The sequence below is a fragment of the Methanolobus sp. ZRKC3 genome (genome assembly GCF_045291275.1).
GTDB lineage: Archaea > Halobacteriota > Methanosarcinia > Methanosarcinales > Methanosarcinaceae > Methanolobus.
Genome location: NZ_CP146982.1, coordinates 693,301 through 712,076 on the forward strand (window position 1 = coordinate 693,301; position 18,776 = coordinate 712,076).

The following is an 18,776-nucleotide window of genomic DNA, read 5'->3' on the forward strand; positions in this document are numbered from 1 at the left end:
TATTGCATTTAAGATTATAAACCCTTTCTCCCACAAATCCAATACTATATATAATGAACAAACTATCTGACTGCACCAATGACTCTCTGGATACTTGTAAGTGCCGAAAGGTCGAAAATTATCATTCTGCCCATAAGGGATAAGAAAAAAACACCTCTTTTTGTAGGAGAATTGGAACTAAAGGACAGCGATGCAGGTGCAAGACCTCATAAGTTCAGGGTTATCAAGGATAAGAAGGGGGAACTGCGCCCTCCGTCTGAGCTCATAGACCTGTTGAGGATGGCTGACCGTATCATGCTTGCAAAAGGCGGCGATGCAGGTCAGAGTTCTTCTTTTATCAGTATGCTACAGGATTTCCAGCTCAGCGTGGATATTGTTAATGCCTGCAGATTCTGCCTGTTGAACCACAGATTTAATTTCCTGAACAGAAGGTCCATCAAGTATCATAGGGAGAAGATATGCGAGGACTGTGCAATGGATGAACTTTCCAGGATGCTCAGGAATTCGGATATGTATTATAGTGATGAGGCATTTGAACGGTTCGAAGAGATATTGATGAAGACAAGGGATCTTGACAGGACAGTAGCAATGATGAGTCCGGAGGACCTTGATCCTGAATTGACGCGTTTTGATTCCATCGCCGCAAATACTTCTCTTCCGAAAGGGATGATAAAAGATCTTCCTCTGGTGAAAAAATTCAAGAATCTGTTGCTGCAAAAGTCAGATACTCTTCTTCCGGTTCAGTCTCTTTCAATAGAGAACGGCCTGCTCAAAGGTCAAAACCAGCTCGTGACATCGGTAACTGCTACCGGTAAGACACTTATCGGGGAGATCGCAGGTGTTGAGAACATCCTCAGAAAGAGGGGGAAAATGCTCTATCTGGTTCCGCTTGTGGCTCTTGCCAATCAGAAATATGATCAGTTCACAAAGAGATATTCCGGTATTGGGCTCCAGACTTCTATAAGGGTTGGTAGTGCCCGTATAAAAACATCAAAGACTGAAAAAATGCAACGTGGCCTGGACTCCGATATTATAGTGGGTACCTATGAGGGTATTGACCACATCCTGAGGACTGGAGGTGCAGATATGCTGGGGCACATTGGTACAGTCGTGGTGGATGAGGTTCATATTATTGAAGATGCAGAGCGTGGTCACAGGGTTGACGGAGTGATCGCGAGACTGAAGTATATTGCAACTGATGCTCAGTTCATCTATCTCTCGGCAACAGTAGCAAAGCCTGAGTTAAGGGCAAAGCAGCTTGGGGCAAATCTCATAGAGTACGAATACAGGCCGGTTCCCATAGAGAGACATCTTATCCTCTGCCCGGAACATTCGAAGATAAAGGTAATGACAAAGCTTGTCCGGGCGGAGTACAGCAAGACCTCATCTAAGGGACACAAAGGCCAGACCATTATATTCACTAATTCAAGACGTAACTGCCATCGTATTTCCGAAGCACTTTCCATGTATTCAGCTCCATATCATGCAGGTCTTACTAGCCAGGAACGCAAGAAAGTGGAAGTCAGTTTCGTTAAGGGTAAACTTCCTGTTGTGGTCACTACGGCAGCACTTGCAGCAGGTGTTGATTTCCCTGCATCCCAGGTAATTTTTGAGTCTCTTGCAATGGGTATAGAATGGCTGAATATGCAGGATTTCCTGCAGATGCTCGGGCGTGCCGGAAGACCTGATTATCATGACCGCGGAGAGGTTGTGTTGCTTCCAGTCCCGAACAAGAAATATTCCAGTGATAAAGGCAACACAGAGGATGTTGTGGCACTAAAACTGCTCAAGGGTGAGATGCAGTATACTAATGTTGATTACGGGGATGATGAGAAGCTTGAGGAGATCCTAGCTTCCACGGCTGTTACCTCTTCACTTGCAGACCTTAGATCAATGCACTCGAAAATGCTCACGGATTATAACATCGATACCTTATTATCCAAGCTCGAAAGGAACAAGTTTGTGAGCCGCAAGGGCTTTGAGATATCACTGACACGATTTGGTAAGATCGCAGCTGGCAATTTCCTTTCTGTTTCCAAGGCTTTTTTGATAAGGGATGCTGTGATGGTTGGTCAGGATCCGATTGCCATTGTTTCGAACCTGGAGTTCTTCAATTCGGTCTACTTCAAATATGCTGCAAGGATATCCGCTGCTCTGGGTATCAATCTTCCTTCAAGGGTATTCCAGGGTGCTTCTATCGACATTCTTTTTGAAGGCGAGAATATGGAGAGGCTGGATATCGTCCTGAGGGACCAGCTCTTTGATTTTGCGACGGATTTTTTGACATGTAGTTGTAGGGACACACCATATTGTGGCTGTGCCGAGCGCAAGTTCTCGGAAAAGGTAATTTCAATGAGGGCTGAAGGTTATGATCCTGCAGGTATTGTTCGAAAGCTTGAAAGTGTCTATGGTGTAACGGCATATCCTGGTGATGTGCTTGGCTATCTGGATAATGCTGTGCGCAATCTGGATGCTATTGAGATGATAGCTCGTGTGTACTCTAAAAAGGATGTTGCTTCTGCAGCACGTCGCCTTAAGAAGGATATTGTAGGTTGATCGAAGGTGAGGTCATAGCTGCGGTTTTTTCTTGTTAAAACCCAAACCCTTTAAAGTAATGTTTACACATAAGACGTAAGTCATTTGTTGAGGAAACAATAATATGAACGATAAACCTGAAAATTTTAAAGAGAAAAGGAAGGTCAGGATAGAGATCACTAAGCCAGAGGACTTCAGGCAGGTCTATTCCATTGGCGCTGTGGGCGGCCACAGTCCGTATGATTTCAGAATAGGTTTCTACAATGATGTGCCATCACCTATGGAAAAGGGTGCAGATACGCAGGTTATCCACAGGAAGATCGAGACCGAGGTTATTCTTTCTCCTCCGGCAGCAGTTGAACTCTCAAGGTGGCTGACCCAGCATATACAGGACTATGAGGCAAAGTTCGGACCTATAAGAAGACCACAGCCGGCTATGGTCAAGAAACCTGAAACACCTGTACAGGACACTACTGAGATACAGGGGTACATGTAAACCTGTGTATGGTGCTTAAATAATTCATTTAAATCGCTAGTAATAAATAGGATATTAGCTAGTTTTATTAGCCTGAAAATTATCAGGCTGAATTTAAACGTTATTAATGTATTTGTTCTCTTAGAATTAATGTGAGGATTAGTTTTGTTCCCAAATAAGAAAGTGCAGAAATTGGTTGGATCAAAAGTCCAGGTTGAGATGAAAGGCGACCTTCACCTGCTTGAAGGTACTTTAAAAAGTGCAGATGATTATATGAATCTCCATCTTGTAGACACAGTTGAAATGGCAGATGGCGAGCGCCTGCGCTCCCTTGGTTCTGTGGTCCTGCGTGGAAACAACATCATACTTGTTGTCCCAATGGTAAGCTAATATTTTTAGTGGATATTAACATGAGCCTTGAAGAAGATGCATTGAATGTGATCCGCAGCCATAAGGAAGGCGTTTTCCAAAATGAGCTATGGAAACTTCTGGAGATTGACAGCCGTAAGTGCTCCAGGATCGTTTCCAAGCTTCTGGATGATGACCTGATCAACAGAGAGTCTGCTGTTTCCAATGGTGCCCGGACATATCTCCTTACTGTCAAGGAGGAGAAGAAGCCCTCATATGATCTTCTCATGGCTGGAGAGGTATTCTCCCCATGTGCAGGATGCAGGGATGCATGTCAGCCTGAAATATGCGATAAGCTTACTTTCTGGGTCATGAACATAGAAGATGAAGCTGAGAATGAGGAAACCGCCTGATTCAGGCGAAACCTTTATTAGCTATATGTGATATGTTGGAGTCGTTCAACTAAAGCGAAAACAACGTGCTCCGGTAGTGTAGTCCGGCCAATCATTCCGGCCTTTCGAGCCGAAGACTCGGGTTCGAATCCCGGCCGGAGCACCACAACTATTTTCAATTTGTTCAACCAGAATTTCAGTGACTTAGTATTCATTAAGTTCAATATGCATTATGTTGGGTTCGCTCAACTAAATTAGAAGCAACGTGCTCCGGTAGTGTAGTCCGGCCAATCATTCCGGCCTTTCGAGCCGAAGACTCGGGTTCGAATCCCGGCCGGAGCACCATACAATTTTTCAAATCGATCATTAAGATAAATATTCAGATTTTTCCGTAAAACAAAAGTTGTTTAACTGTATTGATGTCATTTTTGTAGAAATTAACCAAAATCTAATTTATAGACATTTTACTGTGCGGAATTAATGATTGAGTTTGCATCACACTAATAGAGATATTCTCTTTAGATAAGCATGAGTCGAATGTGATTACCAATGATTTTTGCACTGTAACCTGAGGTATACATGTCATTTCAAGATCTAAGTTTAATATACCCGCTTCAGCGGGCATTGTCCGAAGAAGGGTACGTTACACCTACTCCGATACAGAAGCTATCCATACCACATTTGTTGAATGGCAGGGATATGATAGGTATCGCCCAGACTGGCACAGGTAAGACTGCTGCTTTTATATTGCCGATCCTTCACAATATGTCTGCATCGCACAAGAATCTGCGTCCGGGAACCCCACGTGTGCTTGTACTTGCGCCCACTAGGGAGCTTGCAGCACAGATCGGGGATAGCTTTTCCACATATGGCAAGTTCACAAAATTCAAGCATACTGTCATATTTGGCGGAGTTGGTCAGGGCCCACAGGTCAAAGCCATTTCAAAGGGTGTAGACACTCTTGTAGCGACTCCTGGGAGACTGTTGGACCTGATGGACCAGGGCTATGTAAAACTGTCCGGTGTGGAGCATTTTGTCCTGGATGAGGCAGACAGGATGCTTGATATGGGTTTTATCAATGACGTGTACAAGGTCGTTGCCATGCTGCCAAAGAAACGTCAGTCGCTTTTCTTTTCAGCTACCATGTCTCCTGATATTGACAAACTTGCCAGGAAAATGCTAAGCAATCCTGCACAGGTGGAGGTAACTCCGCAGGCAACAACAGTGGAACGCATAGAACAGTTTGTCTTTTTTGTGGACTCAAGCAATAAGAATCCATTACTTTTACAACTCCTGAGGGGCAAACATCTGGAATGTGTCCTTGTGTTCACACGTACTAAACACGGTGCGAACAAGGTCACTGAGATGCTTAACAAGAACAAGATCTCTGCTGGTGCTATCCATGGGAACAAATCCCAGACCCATCGTACAAAAGCACTTAAGGATTTCAAATCAGGACACCTGCGTGTGCTGGTTGCAACAGACATTGCAGCCCGTGGGATCGATATCGACAACATATCCCATGTCATCAACTATGACCTGCCAAATATCCCTGAGAGCTACGTACACCGCATAGGACGCACAGCAAGAGCAGGAGCCGATGGAACAGCATACTCCTTCTGTGCTGCCGATGAACGTGATTTTCTTCGTGATATCGAAGCCCTCACCCGAATGAAGATCGAAGTCGCTGAACATGATTACCATTCAGAAAAAGCGAAGAATGCCACAGGTGAGGCAGCCCGACCAGCTCCAAGACAACAGAGAGGACAAGGACAAAGCCGAGGGAGAGGCGCCAAAACTGTAAGTAAAGGCAGGGGTAAAAAGGGAGCAGATAAGGATAGCAAAAAGACGTCTGCAAAATCCGAAACCAAAAGAAAGAGCCAGGGTACAAGCAAGAACAATGGCAGGTCCGGTTCCCGAAACTCAGGTCAGTCCAAAGGTCGCAAATAATTGATTATTCGGGCTTTGTAGAAATTCCATTGGAATAATAAGATATCCTTGACAGATGTGTCAGGGGTATGCTTGCTTCAACACTGAAATCTCTGTTTGCAGTAGTAGAATGTTAGATGTCATATTCAGGAAGTCTAAATAAGAATATGCAATTTAGAATTGTAAATTTTATTATTGGGAAGATGTAAGAATTTCCTTTAATTCAGGAATGTCTCTTTTAACAGTGTTCCAGACCTCTTCCAGATCAACACCAAAATAAGCATGAATTAGTTTGTCTCTCATTCCTGCAATTTCTTTCCATGGAATTTGAGAGTACTTTTCTGTTGTACTTGGGGAAAGATTCTTTGTGGCTTCACCAATTATCTCAAGTTATCTGACAACAGCATCTTGTATCAATCGGTTTTCAAGGAACTCATCGTAATTTATGCTGGTGATATATTCATTAATTTGATTAATCGCATCTAAAATATGATTCAAGAAAACAGAATCATCTTTCATAATAGACTCCGAAGGTCTTTCTTAACCATCGGGGCAATGTATGGACTGAGTGAATTCTCAGTAATGAGGTCAACATTCTTTCCCAGCAAGGATTCAAAGTTTTCCTCTATCTTGATATGGTCGATAAGACTCTTCCCTTTTGAAAAAGTAACCAGAAGGTCAAGGTCACTTTCTTCTGTTTGTTCACCTCTGGAAAATGAACCAAAAAGCCCAAGAGAAGAAATATCATTCTGCCGGCAAAGCTCCAGAAGCTCTTTACCTTTATTTCTATCAAAACCCAGTGATTGTACAAGGTCAAAAGCATTATTTATCTCAATATCTCTCTTTGATGGCATGAATGTTCTATTTACTCTTTTGTTTTAATGCTATTTCAATTTTGATATTTGCTGGATTAAATTTGAGGAAAATGTGTTAATATTGATATCTTTTTTAAAAAGGGGTATCTTAATAAACGATTTTCCCCCTCTCCCCCAAACCCCCTCACCCCTTTTTTTTTGAACATGAGCACCTTAGTAAACGATCTTTCCCCTCTCCCCCAAACCCCCTCACCCCTTTTTTTTTGAACATGAGCACCTTAGTAAACGATCTTTCCCCTCTCCCCTCAAACCCCCTCTCCCTTTTTTTTTGAACAGGAGCACCTTAGTAAACGATCTTTCCCCTCTCCCCCCAAACCCCCTCTCCCTTTTTTTTTTGAACAGGACCCTCTTTAGTGAACGTCTTTTCATCCTCCGTATTCTTCTTCATATGATGGAGATTATCATTAGAGAACCCCATCTTATCAAGACCTGTCAGTCGATCAGAAACAAAAATTAAATCAATCATTGGCTATTTTCTTAAACCATGAAGACACCTGAGGAAAACTACGGATACTTTGAAGAAAAAGCTGAAGAGCTGGGTGCGAACAGTATCAGACTTATCGCTGCTGAGGACATAATAGTAGAGAATAGGACAATCCTGAAGTGCATATTCGGATGCAATGGTTATGGGAGTCTTGTGTGTCCTCCATTTATACCCACAGTAGATGAGTTCAGTAAAATGCTTGCAGAATATGAGTGGGCATTACTTGTGGATTGGAAGTCTGAAAACGTCTTTTCCAGAGAGGTCGGTGAGAATTTCATCAAATACAGTGTCACCCCATCAGAGGATGATGATACACAGCAAGAGTTTGTAGATACGCTGAAATCAGTTATCAGAGAGCGCAAGGAAACAATACAGCCGGGAACCATTGAACTTGAGAAACTGGCCTGGACCCTTGGGTATAATACGGCCCTTGGCACCTTCCCGGGTATGTGTACCTGGTGTGCCAACAGTGATTGCTCAGATGTTGCCTGTGCTGGCTCAGATGGAAGCTGCCACCAGCCTACCATTCGCAGACCATGCATCATGGGTCTTGGAATAAGGATGGACAAGACACTGGAGAAACTGGGCATGCCAATGCAGAAATTCCCTATGGATGATACGATACCATCTCAATATACACTTATCTTACTGGACTGAAAGCTTACGTGCTTTATGGTGGGCTCTTAATTCCTTCCATTTTTGTCTAATGGACTAGGGAGAAAAAAGCGATTAATGAATCCCATAATGGAGATAAGTAAAAAAGTATAAAAAAAGAAAGTTGGATTAAAAATGATTTGTATTCGGATATGGCTTCCTTGTTATGAGCAAATCACCCAGCTTTACGATATTTAAGATTATTCTTTCTTGATCGCTGCTTTCATCTCTTTTTGAGTTTCAGGAGCATTTAATTGTTCATCAGTATAACCATGTTCTTCTTTGACGTGCTTTACAGCAATTTCCATCATTTTATCCACGGTTTCCCCTCGCGCAACAAAAGGACAAGCAACTCCCACATCTTCACAAGCTAATTTATATGTCATAATTTATGACCTCCCAATTTATAGTATCTTATTCTTTCTACTTAAGGACAGTGTAATATATTCAACATAGTATAATAAATAAGTTGAATATTCCCATTTCTCACGCTTCATTTATTATGGGTTATCCTCATCCCTATTTCCTTTATTTGGTGAGGTAGAAAAAAGATTCTTTAAAAATAAGTTATGCACTTATCCGTCATTTCCAATCGCTTCCGCAGGGCATGATTCCATGGCATCTTCGCAATGCTTTGTTTCAGTATCATTCTCTGGCTGCTTATATACAAAAGAATTTGAAAAGTTCTCATTCATTTTGAAATTATTTGGAGCTTCCTCTGTACATCTCTGACAAGCGATACACTGATCATCTACGTAAAAGGCCCCTTCTACATTTTCAGCTACTTTATTTTTTACATCTGCCATACATAAGTCCCCCGAATTAATGTTTACAATACTTTTTAGGTTTGAACAGCTCTGTATTTATAAATTTCTGGAAAACTTATGTGCAGATATTTGTGATAATTCACAGAACATGTAATCTTTACACAAAAAGGTTTGTCAATTTTACTGTACTGCCAGATATAGGAAATATATTCCTATCATTATGATCGATACTCCTATTATTCTATCTGCCAGATCGCCACTTATTTTTGTTGCTTCTTTTATTTTTTTGCTGAGCGAACCGCCGACTGAACTGATCACAATGAGGGGGATACTCAGGCCTACTGAATATACGAAGGTCGTGAGTAAACCTTCCAGTGGGGTTTGATAGAGTGCTATGTATGTCAATACAATTAGTAGCATGGGGGCGCCTCTACCTATTGTAATTGCCCCGAATGACAATCCGAGCAAAAAGGCTCCCATCATTGTATAGGAGTTCGGGCGCTTGAAAATTTTAAATATGCTTTTTATAGGCGGTTTGTAAACATGTAATAATTGTAATCCCATTGCAATCATTAATATTCCGCCGAACATCCAGGCAATAGTACTGTTCAAAAATAAAATATATTTGCCAATAGAGCCGGCAATAAAACCGAGAGGTAAAAGGACCATCACGGTGCCGATTGAAAATGAGATTACCAGTTTAAGGATATTAACAAAGGATAAATTTGTTTTACCGCTGGTAAGGTAACCTATCAATCCCAAACATAATACACTATTACACGGGCAAATACCTGCTATCAGTCCAAAAATAAAGATGCCTGTTATAGAAGGATCAAAAGCTGCTGTCATATATTCACCCTTATATTGATGAATACATATGATACTACTGTTAAAGCATGTTTACAATTTATGGCTTAGAAATTCTATATATTCTGGTGATACCCGTCACTTCTTCCTCTTCTTATGAAATTATAGTTACAAATATTAACCAATAATCTACAATATATCAATTTTAGTAGATTTAATTTAAAATAATGATATTTGACACATATAAATAACGACATTATGGGTTCTATTTTCTCCTCGTGCAAATAAGTTAAATATAATTAATACTATCACACGACAAAACAATTTTTGTTGATTAAAAAACAAGTAAAATAGTTATAAGGGAGGGATAATATTTCGTACTTACAGGTTGCTGAAAAAGCTATTGATAAACTTCACATTACAAAAGGGGTTGAAAAAGCGTTTCTTCTTGATGAATTTGACCGTGAAAGGATACTTCAACTCGAAGAAAAGGATGAGCAGATGCTTCCATTGGGTTTTGGTAAAAAACACAATGTTGGGGTGAAACAGGCTCTGGAATCCGATGTGTTGATATCATTTTTGACAAACAGGGAATATGACTGGCCAAAGAATAATCTGAAAATTGTTCACCAGGGTGAAGTCGTAGGGGAAGATGTCAGCGACCCTGGTGAGATCAATAGACTGAAACAGTCAGAGGAAAATATATTGTGTGGTAATATAGTCATTTATAAAGAAAAATTCAAAAAGGTCCAGTATTCCTGCGAACCTCCTCTGATGGTTATAAGTGCTAAACCTTGTCTGGAAATTGAAGAAATATCCTTTGTTTCCGAAGCCATGATAGCATCACCATCAAGATTAACTGATGAATATGTTAAATCTAAAATAAACTTCAAAAATACAGCTTGTATAGGAAGCTTCCTTGTAGGTTTAAATCTGGAAGATTCTTTAATCGAAGAAGGGAAAAACTGATTATATTATGTAAAATTCCTTATCGATAACTTCTCTTTCTATCGGCCTGATGAATGCAAGATCTAGAATATATCCGGATGTCTCTACATGCAATAAGCAAGGCTCTATTCACCTGGGTTAAGAATGATTTGAAAATGAATGGAGGTTTTGAGGCGAAGATGTTTTGGTCTATGGATACCGTTCAGAAGAATTACTCAAAAACAATTAGTTACTAAAATTAAATTGATTTAGTATTAATTCTTCGCCTCCACTACTAAGAATTGCATGATTTTATATAAGTTTTTCTAAAAATAGACAATAAATAAAGTGTGATTTATTTATGTTTAAATCAATTTTGATTGATTTTCTGAATGGTCCGATTTTTTGTTGTTATATACACTTAAATATCATTTACTAATCCATCAAAAAGTGGAATCTCATTTCAGAGAATCCCGAAAAAACTACCTCATTTCCTCTTATTCCTCTTCTTGCTAATCTCAACATCTATCTTGACCTTCTGCACAGCAAGATCAGTTCCCAGTCCTCTTAACATCCACCGAAGTGCTGAAGCCTGATTCTTGGTGTCATTGGGAAACTCTTTTTTAACTATCTCAACAGCTTTTTTCCCTGCTTCTTCTCCAAGTTCATCGAATCGCTTTTTGGAAAAGGAGTCCAGGCCACCCACACGTAACTGGGCGAAGGATTTGAAACCGGGTGCAGGGCTTGTGTTCAGTTCATTTATTTTTAAGCGGAGTTGTGAGGAAACTGGAGCTACATTGGTATCTGCAACGAACTTTCTGTCTTCCAGTTTAACAGGGGCTTTTTTGGAAGCGTTTCCTGGCATTGCCAGACCGTCTGCAATGGCGTTCTGGTCCCTTGGTACCCAGTCGAACTTCACCTTGAGGTCGTGCTTCTTGATGGTTTCGTGTATCTGCCCGTGGATGACTGCAAGGTTTTGGTTCTTTACCTTCCATTTACCTGACATCTGGCTAATGACGAGCTTGCTGTCCCCGTAGACCTGCAGGGGACCATTGCCGCCGAGTTTCAGATATTGGAGTATACCCTCTTTCAGTGCAGTGTACTCTGCAACGTTGTTGGTGTTCTCTGGATGTCTCAGTTTTTCATTCTTGCCTTCTGTGGCAGGCTTTCCATTCTTCCAGCTGATGACCCAGCCAAATCCCATCCTTCCCCCCGGATTTGGGTCACAGGAGCCATCGAAGTTTATTTTGTCCATGTTCTGTGAAAGTGGTTTATCGTTCTTGTATTGATTGGTGTGTTCGCAGATAATGGAGCGTGAATTGTGCGTGAAATGTAATATTACCTGTTCTTTGGAATACCACTATAAACCAGAATGACCATTGAGAGCGAAAAACATGAAAGGAAGTTAAAAACGAGGAATCATAATGGGCACACAAATAGGATCACTACTCACAAAAAATCCGATCACGTATGAAGAACTCTCCGGCAAGGTAATCGCAATTGACGCTTACAATACCATATACCAGTTCCTGAGTGCAATTCGTCAGAGGGATGGCTCATTGCTCACAGATTCTTCCGGGAACCCCACATCCCACCTTACGGGCCTCTTCTCTAGGACAAGTAAACTGAGGGAAGCCGGTATCAAACCTGTCTACATATTTGATGGCAAACCTCCGGAGATGAAGAGGGAGACCCTGGAAAAGCGCAAGGAGTGCAAAGAGGATGCAGCCCGCAAATATGAGGTTGCCAAGGAAGAAGGCAATATCGAGGATATGAAGAAGTTCGCTCAGGGAACTTCCAGAATAACTCCGCAGATACTTGAAGAATCAAAAAAGCTCCTTGACCTCATGGGTATACCCTATATACAGGCAGAATCAGAAGCCGAGGCACAGGCAGCCTTCATGACCACTCGAGGGGATGCCCACTTTGTAGGCTCACAGGACTATGACACCTTCCTTTTCGGAGCCGAAGATGTAGTCCGCAATCTGGGTAGCACCGGAAAGAAAAAGGTTCCTGGTAAGAAGGAATATGTTGTCAAGACCTCAGAGCATATCTCTCTGACAGACTCTCTGGAACAACTGGAGCTTAGCCGTGAGCAGCTTATTGATGTTGCCATCTGCATCGGGACAGATTTCAATGAGGGCATCCATCGTGTGGGTGCAAAGACAGCTCTCAAGCTTATCCATAAGCACAAGGACATCAATACGATAATCAAGGAAGAGGACAAGGATATTCGCTCATGTGTTCCTGTCGAGGAGATAAGGGAGTTCTTCCTGAATCCACCGGTCACAAATGATTACACTCTCAAATGGAGAAAACCAAAGACAGATGCATTGCTCGAATTTTTAATTGAAGAACGAGATTTTTCAGAGAAGCTGGTTCTGGGTAATAACAGGATCCTGAAAGAGAAAGTGGGCCATGAATGCCAGTCCTGTTTAGGGGATTGGTGAAATTATAAAATGTGGTAATAGATCATAAAAAGTTATTATCTATATACCATATTCAGAAGTTTAAGGGGATCCTTACTTCCACCCAGCAAATAATATGCTAAAGGATATGCTAAGGGACCCATAATTTCAAAAAGGTGTCTATTCCTTTTTGAATGTTTCATTTTTGCAAGTAAATGTTCTTTTATCAGGTCATCGTAGGACTCACCATGCATTATACTTCTTGCAGCAAAATTTGCACTCTGGAGTGCATATCTCATTCCAAATCCCCATAGGTAATCCTGAAAACCAGCTGCTTCTCCTATAAGAATTGCACCATTTTCATCATAGAAAGATTTCTTTATTTCAAAATTCCCATACCCTCCAAACTTCTTACCGGATGAAAGTTCTTTTTCACTGACATATTTTGAAAAATACCTGGCTGTATTTAGAAGATAATTTTCAGAAAGATGGGCTTTTTTACGATTAAAAACAGTTGCAATTGTTCCGTGTCCATCTTTAATTAAGAGATATGAATAAAATCCTTTTGCAATTTTATCGCCAAAAGCCATGTGATAACCATCTTCATGATCGGTATTGAATTTGATTCCTTTAACAAGAGCACTTGCAGTTTTAGGTCCGCTTGCATTTATATGAATAGGGATTTTTTCATCCAAATTTGAGTTATATTGAACATTAACACCCAATTTTTTAGCCTGCTCAAGCAAATTTATATCCAGGCAGTCTTCATAACTTCCTCGCTTCACAAGATAACAGGCGTTTTCTACCCGGATAGTTCTTATTTTATTTGAATAATGAAGGTCCAATTCATAAAGAGGCTCATAATCAAAAGACAGATCAATACCATATGATTCAATTTGTTGCAAGACATCGATTTTTTCAGACCAGTTCTCCAGACCTTGCCAGTCATTGTTGAATCTCTTACCAGTATAATCCCTTTTTTCATAAACATTGACGTTGTACCCATTCTTGCGAAGAATTATTGCGCATGCAAGACCGCTTATTCCTCCGCCCAGAATATTCACTTCTTCATCCATATGAACACCATGTCGTAGTTTAGCAGCAAACTGCTGGTAGCTTGTTCATAAGATATTATGTTTAAATTATCTTAAAAGGATTTTGAATGTATCTTTCTTATTAGTGAAGTCAGTACCTTTCTCTAGTGCTGTCATTAATCTTTATATAGTGATGGACGAGTCCGATAATTTCAATGTCTATCGCTTCTGGACACATTTCTTTACGTCTGATGATGTGAAGATGATTCTGGAACCTAAAGGTTTTGAGAACATCGTATGTTTTGATGATGTGTTGCCGGATATTGATATGTGGAACGGGGAGAATGTGCTATTCTGTAGGGCGACAAAAGTTGTTGAGGAAATGGATGCTTGAGGGCATCTATTTCTTATTTTTTGAGCGACTCCTTTTAAAGTTATTAGACTTTAGCCAAGGAATAAAAAGTTCATCTGGTTCAATGTCTTGCATCAGGTATGGAATACAAAAATAATACTCTTTCATTTTTTGGGTATTTCTAAACCGCTTCTCCAAAAATTCAATAATTTTGAAGTAATCGCGCTTAAACAAGTCTTTAGGCCAGTCTTTGTCCTCTTTACATGCACCTACTGAAGTAACCTTGTAACACCATTCTTTAACCTCTTTTGAAGTTCTAAAGGAATCATTTTGCTTTTGGTTTTTAGTGTTCTTCATATGATCATTCTCACAACATTATATTTTACTACACCAATGTATGTAAATACAAAGATGTTTCTTACTACTATATTGCATTGAACTAGACTTAAGTACTTTCAACCTTAATTAAAAATGTATATTGATACAAATTTTGTAAAAAATGTATTTGAAGGTTCTAAGATGAAAGAAAGTAACATAGTAGAGAGTTTAAAATCGAATTCAACTGAATCATTGCTATACATTGCAACAATGGAACCTAAAATTCAAGCAAAAGCAATAGAGTTAATTTACAATAAAAAAAATATAAATTCTTCACCCATTCAAAATGCAAGAGACAGACTAGCAGATAGAAAAATAATTGTTTATGGTGAAGGAGTTAGTAAAGTTCCCATTAAAGCTAATATACAGCCCTTTTTAGATTACTTGCTAGAAAAAAGCAAAGAACAAAGCAACATGCGGATATCAAAAAACCTTCATGAAAACACTCTTAATGAAATTGATATCAAATACTTGAAATTGATAATGGATTCAAATTTCTATCGAAATATTTTCTTCAATTCTTTTTTCTTTGACAATGGTGGAGCCATAATTCAAAACACTTTAAAGCGTGATATCAACAAACTTACTTTGCCTGTTGGAGCTTTTGGTTATATGGAAGCAATGCTGACTTCCATAATTAATATGTCATTTTGGTTAGAAAAGAGTGGAGAATTTACTCAGTATTATATCAAAGATAAAGAAATTGAAAAAATCGTGGAGAAATATAGCAATCCAAACAACTTCGTAGATAGTTTTTTAGATAAGATCCATTCTGAAATCTTTGAGCATACAATGGATTATGCCCCTCTTAGAATTACAATGGAATGGTGTGGACTTGATTACAATCCGCAGCCTTATAGTACAGGCCTATACCCTGAAAGAAATGGATATGAATATTATTTAGATAAAACCATATTTAGTGGAATGTTTTTGTTATTTCCACCACGGTTAATAGAGAAACTGCAGTTGTCAGAGTTGCTAACAACAGCATGCACATTTACAATGCATTTTCCGGTTGAAGTTGTTGATTATTTAAAGTATGGAAACTGAATTTGCTTAGCCATTTTCACAATGCGAAAAGTATTGTTTTAGCAATCTTTAAAAGAATTGATAAGAACCCTTAAATACCACTTCCCACAATCATCTCCTGATGTTTAACTTTACCACAACTCACACTTTATCCAATGTGTCTGTATTAGTGGTAGTGTTACACGCTTGAGCATGATAATTGAAACTTTTCTGGCTCAAGTGCGCTGTTTTTGGTTAGTTTACTGATTAGTGTATCCTGTGTCGGGATCGTTTCTTTCCACGGAGAATTGAAAATGGAAGAAATGAATGGAGCAGAAGTCCTGGTTAAATGTCTGGAGGACCTTGGGGTCAAACACATCTTTGGTTATACGGGAGCGGCAATACTTCCGGTATTCCATGCACTTGAAAAGAGTGACATCGAGATAGTTGTAAACTCCAATGAGCAGTCCTGTGCATTTAGTGCAGCGGGATACTCCCGCTCAAGCAATGAGGTCGGTGTAGCTATAGTCACATCAGGACCTGCCATCACTAATACTCTCACAAGCGTTGCTGATGCTTATGGTGACAGCATTCCACTGCTTGTATTTGCAGGTCAGGTTCCAGAGCATAAGATAGGCACCGACTCCTTCCAGCATATCAATGTCAAAGGTATATTTGGGGATGCAGCCAAGAAGGTCATCCAGCTATCCAATGGTGACGATATCGAATCCATAGTCAAGGATGCCTACTACTTTGCAAAGTCTGGAAAGCCCGGGCCTGTTGTCATAGACGTTCCACTTGATAAACAGCAGAAGATCCACGAATATATGGGCATGAACATTCTGAGATTCGAGGAAAGTTATCACGATGACCGGCATCTCAGTGATGAGCAATGCGATGAATTCTTCCAGCTACTGGCAAGATCCAAACGACCTCTGCTTTATCTCGGAGGTGGCCTGAACTCTGAAGCAGGAAGCCATGCCATCAGGGAATTTAACGAGCAGCTTGGAATTCCTTCAGTTAACACACTAATGGCAAAGGGTGTAGTTGATGAAAGGGATGGTATGAACATGGGGATGCTTGGAATGTTCGGCACTCCCTATGCAAACATGCTCATTCAGGAGAATGATTTCTTCTTCGCGATTGGAGTAAGATGGGATGACAGGGTTGCGGAAAAGGTCGGTTTTGCAATAGGTACTGATGTAGCCTATATTGACATCAACCCCGAGAAAATGCATCAGATAAAGATCGAACGTGGCCCCAAATTCACATTCATAGGTGATGCACCCACAGCTATCCGTGACCTCCTGAATTACGCCAAAAAGCACAACATCACTCTGGATATCAACCAGTGGCAGGAGCGTGCCAGATTCCTCAAGAGATCATGGCCGCTGGACTACAACAGGGAATCCCAGTTCATTCAGTCTGCCGAAGTCATGTCTATGCTTGCAGACTACGTTGACAGCAATACACGGATAACAACCGGTGTCGGTAACCAGCAGATGCTCGCAGCACAACATCTGTCCATGCAAAAGGAAAAGTCCTTCATGAGCTCAGGGTCATTTGGAACAATGGGATTTTCCATGCCAACAGCCATCGGTGTTCATTATGCGAATCCTAATGCAAAGGTCATAGCAATAGACGGTGACGGAAGCCTGAAAATGAATCTCGGAGAACTGCATACCATAGCATCTCTTGATATGCCAGTCAAGATACTCCTGCTGAACAACCAAAGTGATGGGATGGTCCAGAATCTTCAGGATGCAGCCTATGATGGGATCAGGACAGCCACTCAGAGACAAAAGGACGTTCATTTTGCAGAGATTGCACACTCCTTTGGTTTTAGTTATGCAAAGAGGATCAGCGACAGAAAAGACCTTAAGCAGGGAATCGAAGATTTCCTGAACTCAGAAGGTCCCTGTTTCCTGGAAGTTTGTACGGACCGGGAAGAAGTTCTATATCCGAAAGTTCCGGCAGGTGGAGCTTATAAGGACATGATACTTGGACCATACATAAAACAAATTGATATAGCCTGATTCTGGAACCGTCAGTTTGAAAAATATGGATGATCGAATCCGAAATAGGAAAATGAATGATCCGGAATAGAATTGATTGGAATGGTATTCGTTCGATTAAGATCCTATCCCTGTATTTATCTCATCGAGGATAAGCGCCACAACCTCATCCAGGGAAGCCTGCACCTTATTGGAAAGGCAGAGTGATATTTCCTCTGCCTTGTCTATCTCGACTCCAATGACCATGAGTTTCTCAGGCATTTTCTGGATATGTTCAGCTATGCAGAGTACGTCTGCAAGGCATGTTTCATGAATTGTGAATCCACCCTGGGATGTCGCTCCTTTTATTTCGTCCATTCCGAATAGATGCACAGAACCAATATCTCCGGCACCTTTCACAGCATCCACAATGATAATCGTGTCAGCACCTTCCAACAGGTTGAGCATATCGAGTCCGCAGACACCGGCATCTATCAGTTCCACATTATCCGGCATTTCATAGCTCATCTCCTTCAATCTCTCAATAACATGGATGCCGATACCGTCATCTCCCACAAGAGGATTCCCACATCCCAGTATGCGTATCGTAGGATCAGCCCTCCAAATTATTCTCTGCACCAAGCAGCTCGACATAATCGGAATCGCTGAGGTCTTCTTTTCCGGTCAGGAAAATTGCTTTATGGTATTTCCAGACCTTTGGGTCAAGTTCCACAATACCCACATGGATGATAAGTTCCACAATGAAAAAATATGCCATCATCAAATGTGCGGTTCGTATGAAAGCTAATACATGCATGTCCAGGGGATCTGAAATTAGTTCAGCTCCGGAAATCAACCATTCACTTATGGGTAATCCAAGGAGTGTCCATTGCAGATTATAGAGAACAATTCCCGTAAATACTACGAACATCACTGCACCTCCCTCAAAGAAAAGCATGAATTGGGTTACCGGATGTAATTTGTCAATATATCCTTCATTTTTGACATCATATACAGTAAATGCCGGATATTCGCCTTTTCCCAGATAATTGAGGAATATCTGCTTCATTCTCCTGACATCAGTTGGCCCGAATAGATACCTGTGTGCTATGTGATTCATCCTGTGGAGAAACAGATTGTGAACTCCGGCTGCACACATAGGACAACGAGGACATTCGCTCGTCATCACATTGTATGGAATGATGACCCAGTTCACAAACACAAACACAAACGCTGCAGACAGGTGAATGACCAGGGCAATGTGATAGCTCATAAAATCCCAGCCTCCATAGATCTTAAATCCGGTTATCAGCAGGATGAACAAAGTGAAAAGGTGAACAAAATGTGCCAGTCGCTCTAAAAAGGAATACCTTTTCACGATCATGCTATCTTTCTGTTCCATATGATGC

Annotated in this window: 21 protein-coding genes and 2 tRNA genes; 13 read left to right on the top strand and 10 right to left on the bottom strand. The window is 40.7% G+C overall.

The features are described from left to right. Positions 1-78: 78 nt before the first annotated feature. The 7 genes from V7O66_RS03455 to V7O66_RS03485 all read left to right on the top strand — a co-directional run bounded on the left by V7O66_RS03455 (position 79) and on the right by V7O66_RS03485 (position 5,700). Positions 79-2,556 carry a DUF5814 domain-containing protein gene (locus tag V7O66_RS03455; RefSeq protein WP_406661583.1) on the top strand — a complete coding sequence of 826 codons (2,478 nt, stop codon included), beginning with the start codon at positions 79-81 and terminating at the stop codon, positions 2,554-2,556. Between the two features lie 103 nt (positions 2,557-2,659). Then, positions 2,660-3,031, top strand: coding sequence for a DUF3467 domain-containing protein (locus V7O66_RS03460; protein WP_406661584.1), 372 nt, complete (start codon positions 2,660-2,662; stop codon positions 3,029-3,031). Between the two features lie 144 nt (positions 3,032-3,175). Then, positions 3,176-3,400 (top strand): LSM domain-containing protein, encoded by a 225-nt coding sequence (locus V7O66_RS03465; protein WP_406661585.1) that lies wholly within the window; start codon positions 3,176-3,178, stop codon positions 3,398-3,400. A gap of 20 nt (positions 3,401-3,420) precedes the next feature. Then, positions 3,421-3,771, top strand: coding sequence for a helix-turn-helix transcriptional regulator (locus tag V7O66_RS03470; protein ID WP_406661586.1), 351 nt, complete (start codon positions 3,421-3,423; stop codon positions 3,769-3,771). 67 nt (positions 3,772-3,838) lie between these two features. Next, positions 3,839-3,916, top strand: a tRNA-Glu gene (locus V7O66_RS03475). A gap of 101 nt (positions 3,917-4,017) precedes the next feature. Next, positions 4,018-4,095: transfer RNA gene (locus V7O66_RS03480), tRNA-Glu, on the top strand. 234 nt (positions 4,096-4,329) lie between these two features. Beyond that, entirely contained in the window at positions 4,330-5,700 is a 1,371-nt protein-coding gene (locus V7O66_RS03485; RefSeq protein ID WP_406661587.1) for a DEAD/DEAH box helicase, read from the top strand. A 171-nt stretch (positions 5,701-5,871) separates the two neighbouring features. Here the strand turns inward: V7O66_RS03485 and V7O66_RS03490 are convergent, their stop codons facing one another. Next, positions 5,872-6,063 carry a DUF86 domain-containing protein gene (locus tag V7O66_RS03490; protein ID WP_406662560.1) on the bottom strand — a complete coding sequence of 64 codons (192 nt, stop codon included), beginning with the start codon at positions 6,061-6,063 and terminating at the stop codon, positions 5,872-5,874. A 131-nt stretch (positions 6,064-6,194) separates the two neighbouring features. Then, positions 6,195-6,533, bottom strand: a complete 339-nt coding sequence (locus V7O66_RS03495) for a nucleotidyltransferase family protein (protein WP_406661588.1) — start codon at positions 6,531-6,533, stop codon at positions 6,195-6,197. Positions 6,534-7,038: 505 nt separating this feature from the next. On the opposite strand from V7O66_RS03495, the gene V7O66_RS03500 reads away from it, so the two are divergent. Then, the gene (locus V7O66_RS03500) at positions 7,039-7,695 is read left to right on the top strand and encodes a DUF2284 domain-containing protein (RefSeq protein ID WP_406661589.1); all 657 of its coding nucleotides are present in this window, start codon (positions 7,039-7,041) and stop codon (positions 7,693-7,695) included. A gap of 197 nt (positions 7,696-7,892) precedes the next feature. Here V7O66_RS03500 and V7O66_RS03505 read toward each other — a convergent pair whose 3' ends face one another. The 3 genes from V7O66_RS03505 to V7O66_RS03515 all read right to left on the bottom strand — a co-directional run bounded on the left by V7O66_RS03505 (position 7,893) and on the right by V7O66_RS03515 (position 9,308). Further along, the gene (locus tag V7O66_RS03505) at positions 7,893-8,078 is read right to left on the bottom strand and encodes a DUF1059 domain-containing protein (RefSeq protein WP_406661590.1); all 186 of its coding nucleotides are present in this window, start codon (positions 8,076-8,078) and stop codon (positions 7,893-7,895) included. Between the two features lie 189 nt (positions 8,079-8,267). Beyond that, the gene (locus V7O66_RS03510; RefSeq protein WP_406661591.1) at positions 8,268-8,498 is read right to left on the bottom strand and encodes a ferredoxin; all 231 of its coding nucleotides are present in this window, start codon (positions 8,496-8,498) and stop codon (positions 8,268-8,270) included. A gap of 141 nt (positions 8,499-8,639) precedes the next feature. Then, the gene (locus V7O66_RS03515; RefSeq protein WP_406661592.1) at positions 8,640-9,308 is read right to left on the bottom strand and encodes a cytochrome c biogenesis CcdA family protein; all 669 of its coding nucleotides are present in this window, start codon (positions 9,306-9,308) and stop codon (positions 8,640-8,642) included. A gap of 459 nt (positions 9,309-9,767) precedes the next feature. On the opposite strand from V7O66_RS03515, the gene V7O66_RS03520 reads away from it, so the two are divergent. After that, positions 9,768-10,235, top strand: a complete 468-nt coding sequence (locus tag V7O66_RS03520) for a hypothetical protein (RefSeq protein WP_406661593.1) — start codon at positions 9,768-9,770, stop codon at positions 10,233-10,235. Between the two features lie 445 nt (positions 10,236-10,680). Here the strand turns inward: V7O66_RS03520 and V7O66_RS03525 are convergent, their stop codons facing one another. Beyond that, positions 10,681-11,448, bottom strand: a complete 768-nt coding sequence (locus V7O66_RS03525; protein WP_406661594.1) for a ribonuclease HI family protein — start codon at positions 11,446-11,448, stop codon at positions 10,681-10,683. Between the two features lie 169 nt (positions 11,449-11,617). On the opposite strand from V7O66_RS03525, the gene fen reads away from it, so the two are divergent. Further along, entirely contained in the window at positions 11,618-12,643 is a 1,026-nt protein-coding gene (gene fen, locus V7O66_RS03530) for a flap endonuclease-1 (protein WP_406661595.1), read from the top strand. A 35-nt stretch (positions 12,644-12,678) separates the two neighbouring features. On the opposite strand, the gene V7O66_RS03535 is transcribed toward fen, so the two are convergent. Next, entirely contained in the window at positions 12,679-13,677 is a 999-nt protein-coding gene (locus V7O66_RS03535; protein WP_406661596.1) for an NAD(P)/FAD-dependent oxidoreductase, read from the bottom strand. A 148-nt stretch (positions 13,678-13,825) separates the two neighbouring features. On the opposite strand from V7O66_RS03535, the gene V7O66_RS03540 reads away from it, so the two are divergent. Beyond that, a complete protein-coding gene (locus V7O66_RS03540) occupies positions 13,826-14,029 on the top strand; it encodes a hypothetical protein (protein WP_406661597.1) in 204 nt (67 codons plus the stop codon). 6 nt (positions 14,030-14,035) lie between these two features. Here V7O66_RS03540 and V7O66_RS03545 read toward each other — a convergent pair whose 3' ends face one another. Then, positions 14,036-14,344, bottom strand: a complete 309-nt coding sequence (locus V7O66_RS03545) for a hypothetical protein (protein ID WP_406661598.1) — start codon at positions 14,342-14,344, stop codon at positions 14,036-14,038. 162 nt (positions 14,345-14,506) lie between these two features. On the opposite strand from V7O66_RS03545, the gene V7O66_RS03550 reads away from it, so the two are divergent. Continuing rightward, positions 14,507-15,415, top strand: a complete 909-nt coding sequence (locus tag V7O66_RS03550; RefSeq protein WP_406661599.1) for a hypothetical protein — start codon at positions 14,507-14,509, stop codon at positions 15,413-15,415. 272 nt (positions 15,416-15,687) lie between these two features. Beyond that, a complete protein-coding gene (locus V7O66_RS03555) occupies positions 15,688-17,409 on the top strand; it encodes a thiamine pyrophosphate-binding protein (protein ID WP_406661600.1) in 1,722 nt (573 codons plus the stop codon). Positions 17,410-17,505: 96 nt separating this feature from the next. Here V7O66_RS03555 and V7O66_RS03560 read toward each other — a convergent pair whose 3' ends face one another. Both V7O66_RS03560 and V7O66_RS03565 read right to left on the bottom strand, forming a co-directional pair. Continuing rightward, entirely contained in the window at positions 17,506-18,006 is a 501-nt protein-coding gene (locus tag V7O66_RS03560; protein WP_406661601.1) for a hydrogenase maturation protease, read from the bottom strand. Further along, positions 17,981-18,769 carry a cytochrome B gene (locus tag V7O66_RS03565; RefSeq protein WP_406661602.1) on the bottom strand — a complete coding sequence of 263 codons (789 nt, stop codon included), beginning with the start codon at positions 18,767-18,769 and terminating at the stop codon, positions 17,981-17,983. The genes V7O66_RS03560 and V7O66_RS03565 overlap by 26 nt, the downstream gene beginning before the upstream one ends. Positions 18,770-18,776: the final 7 nt, after the last annotated feature.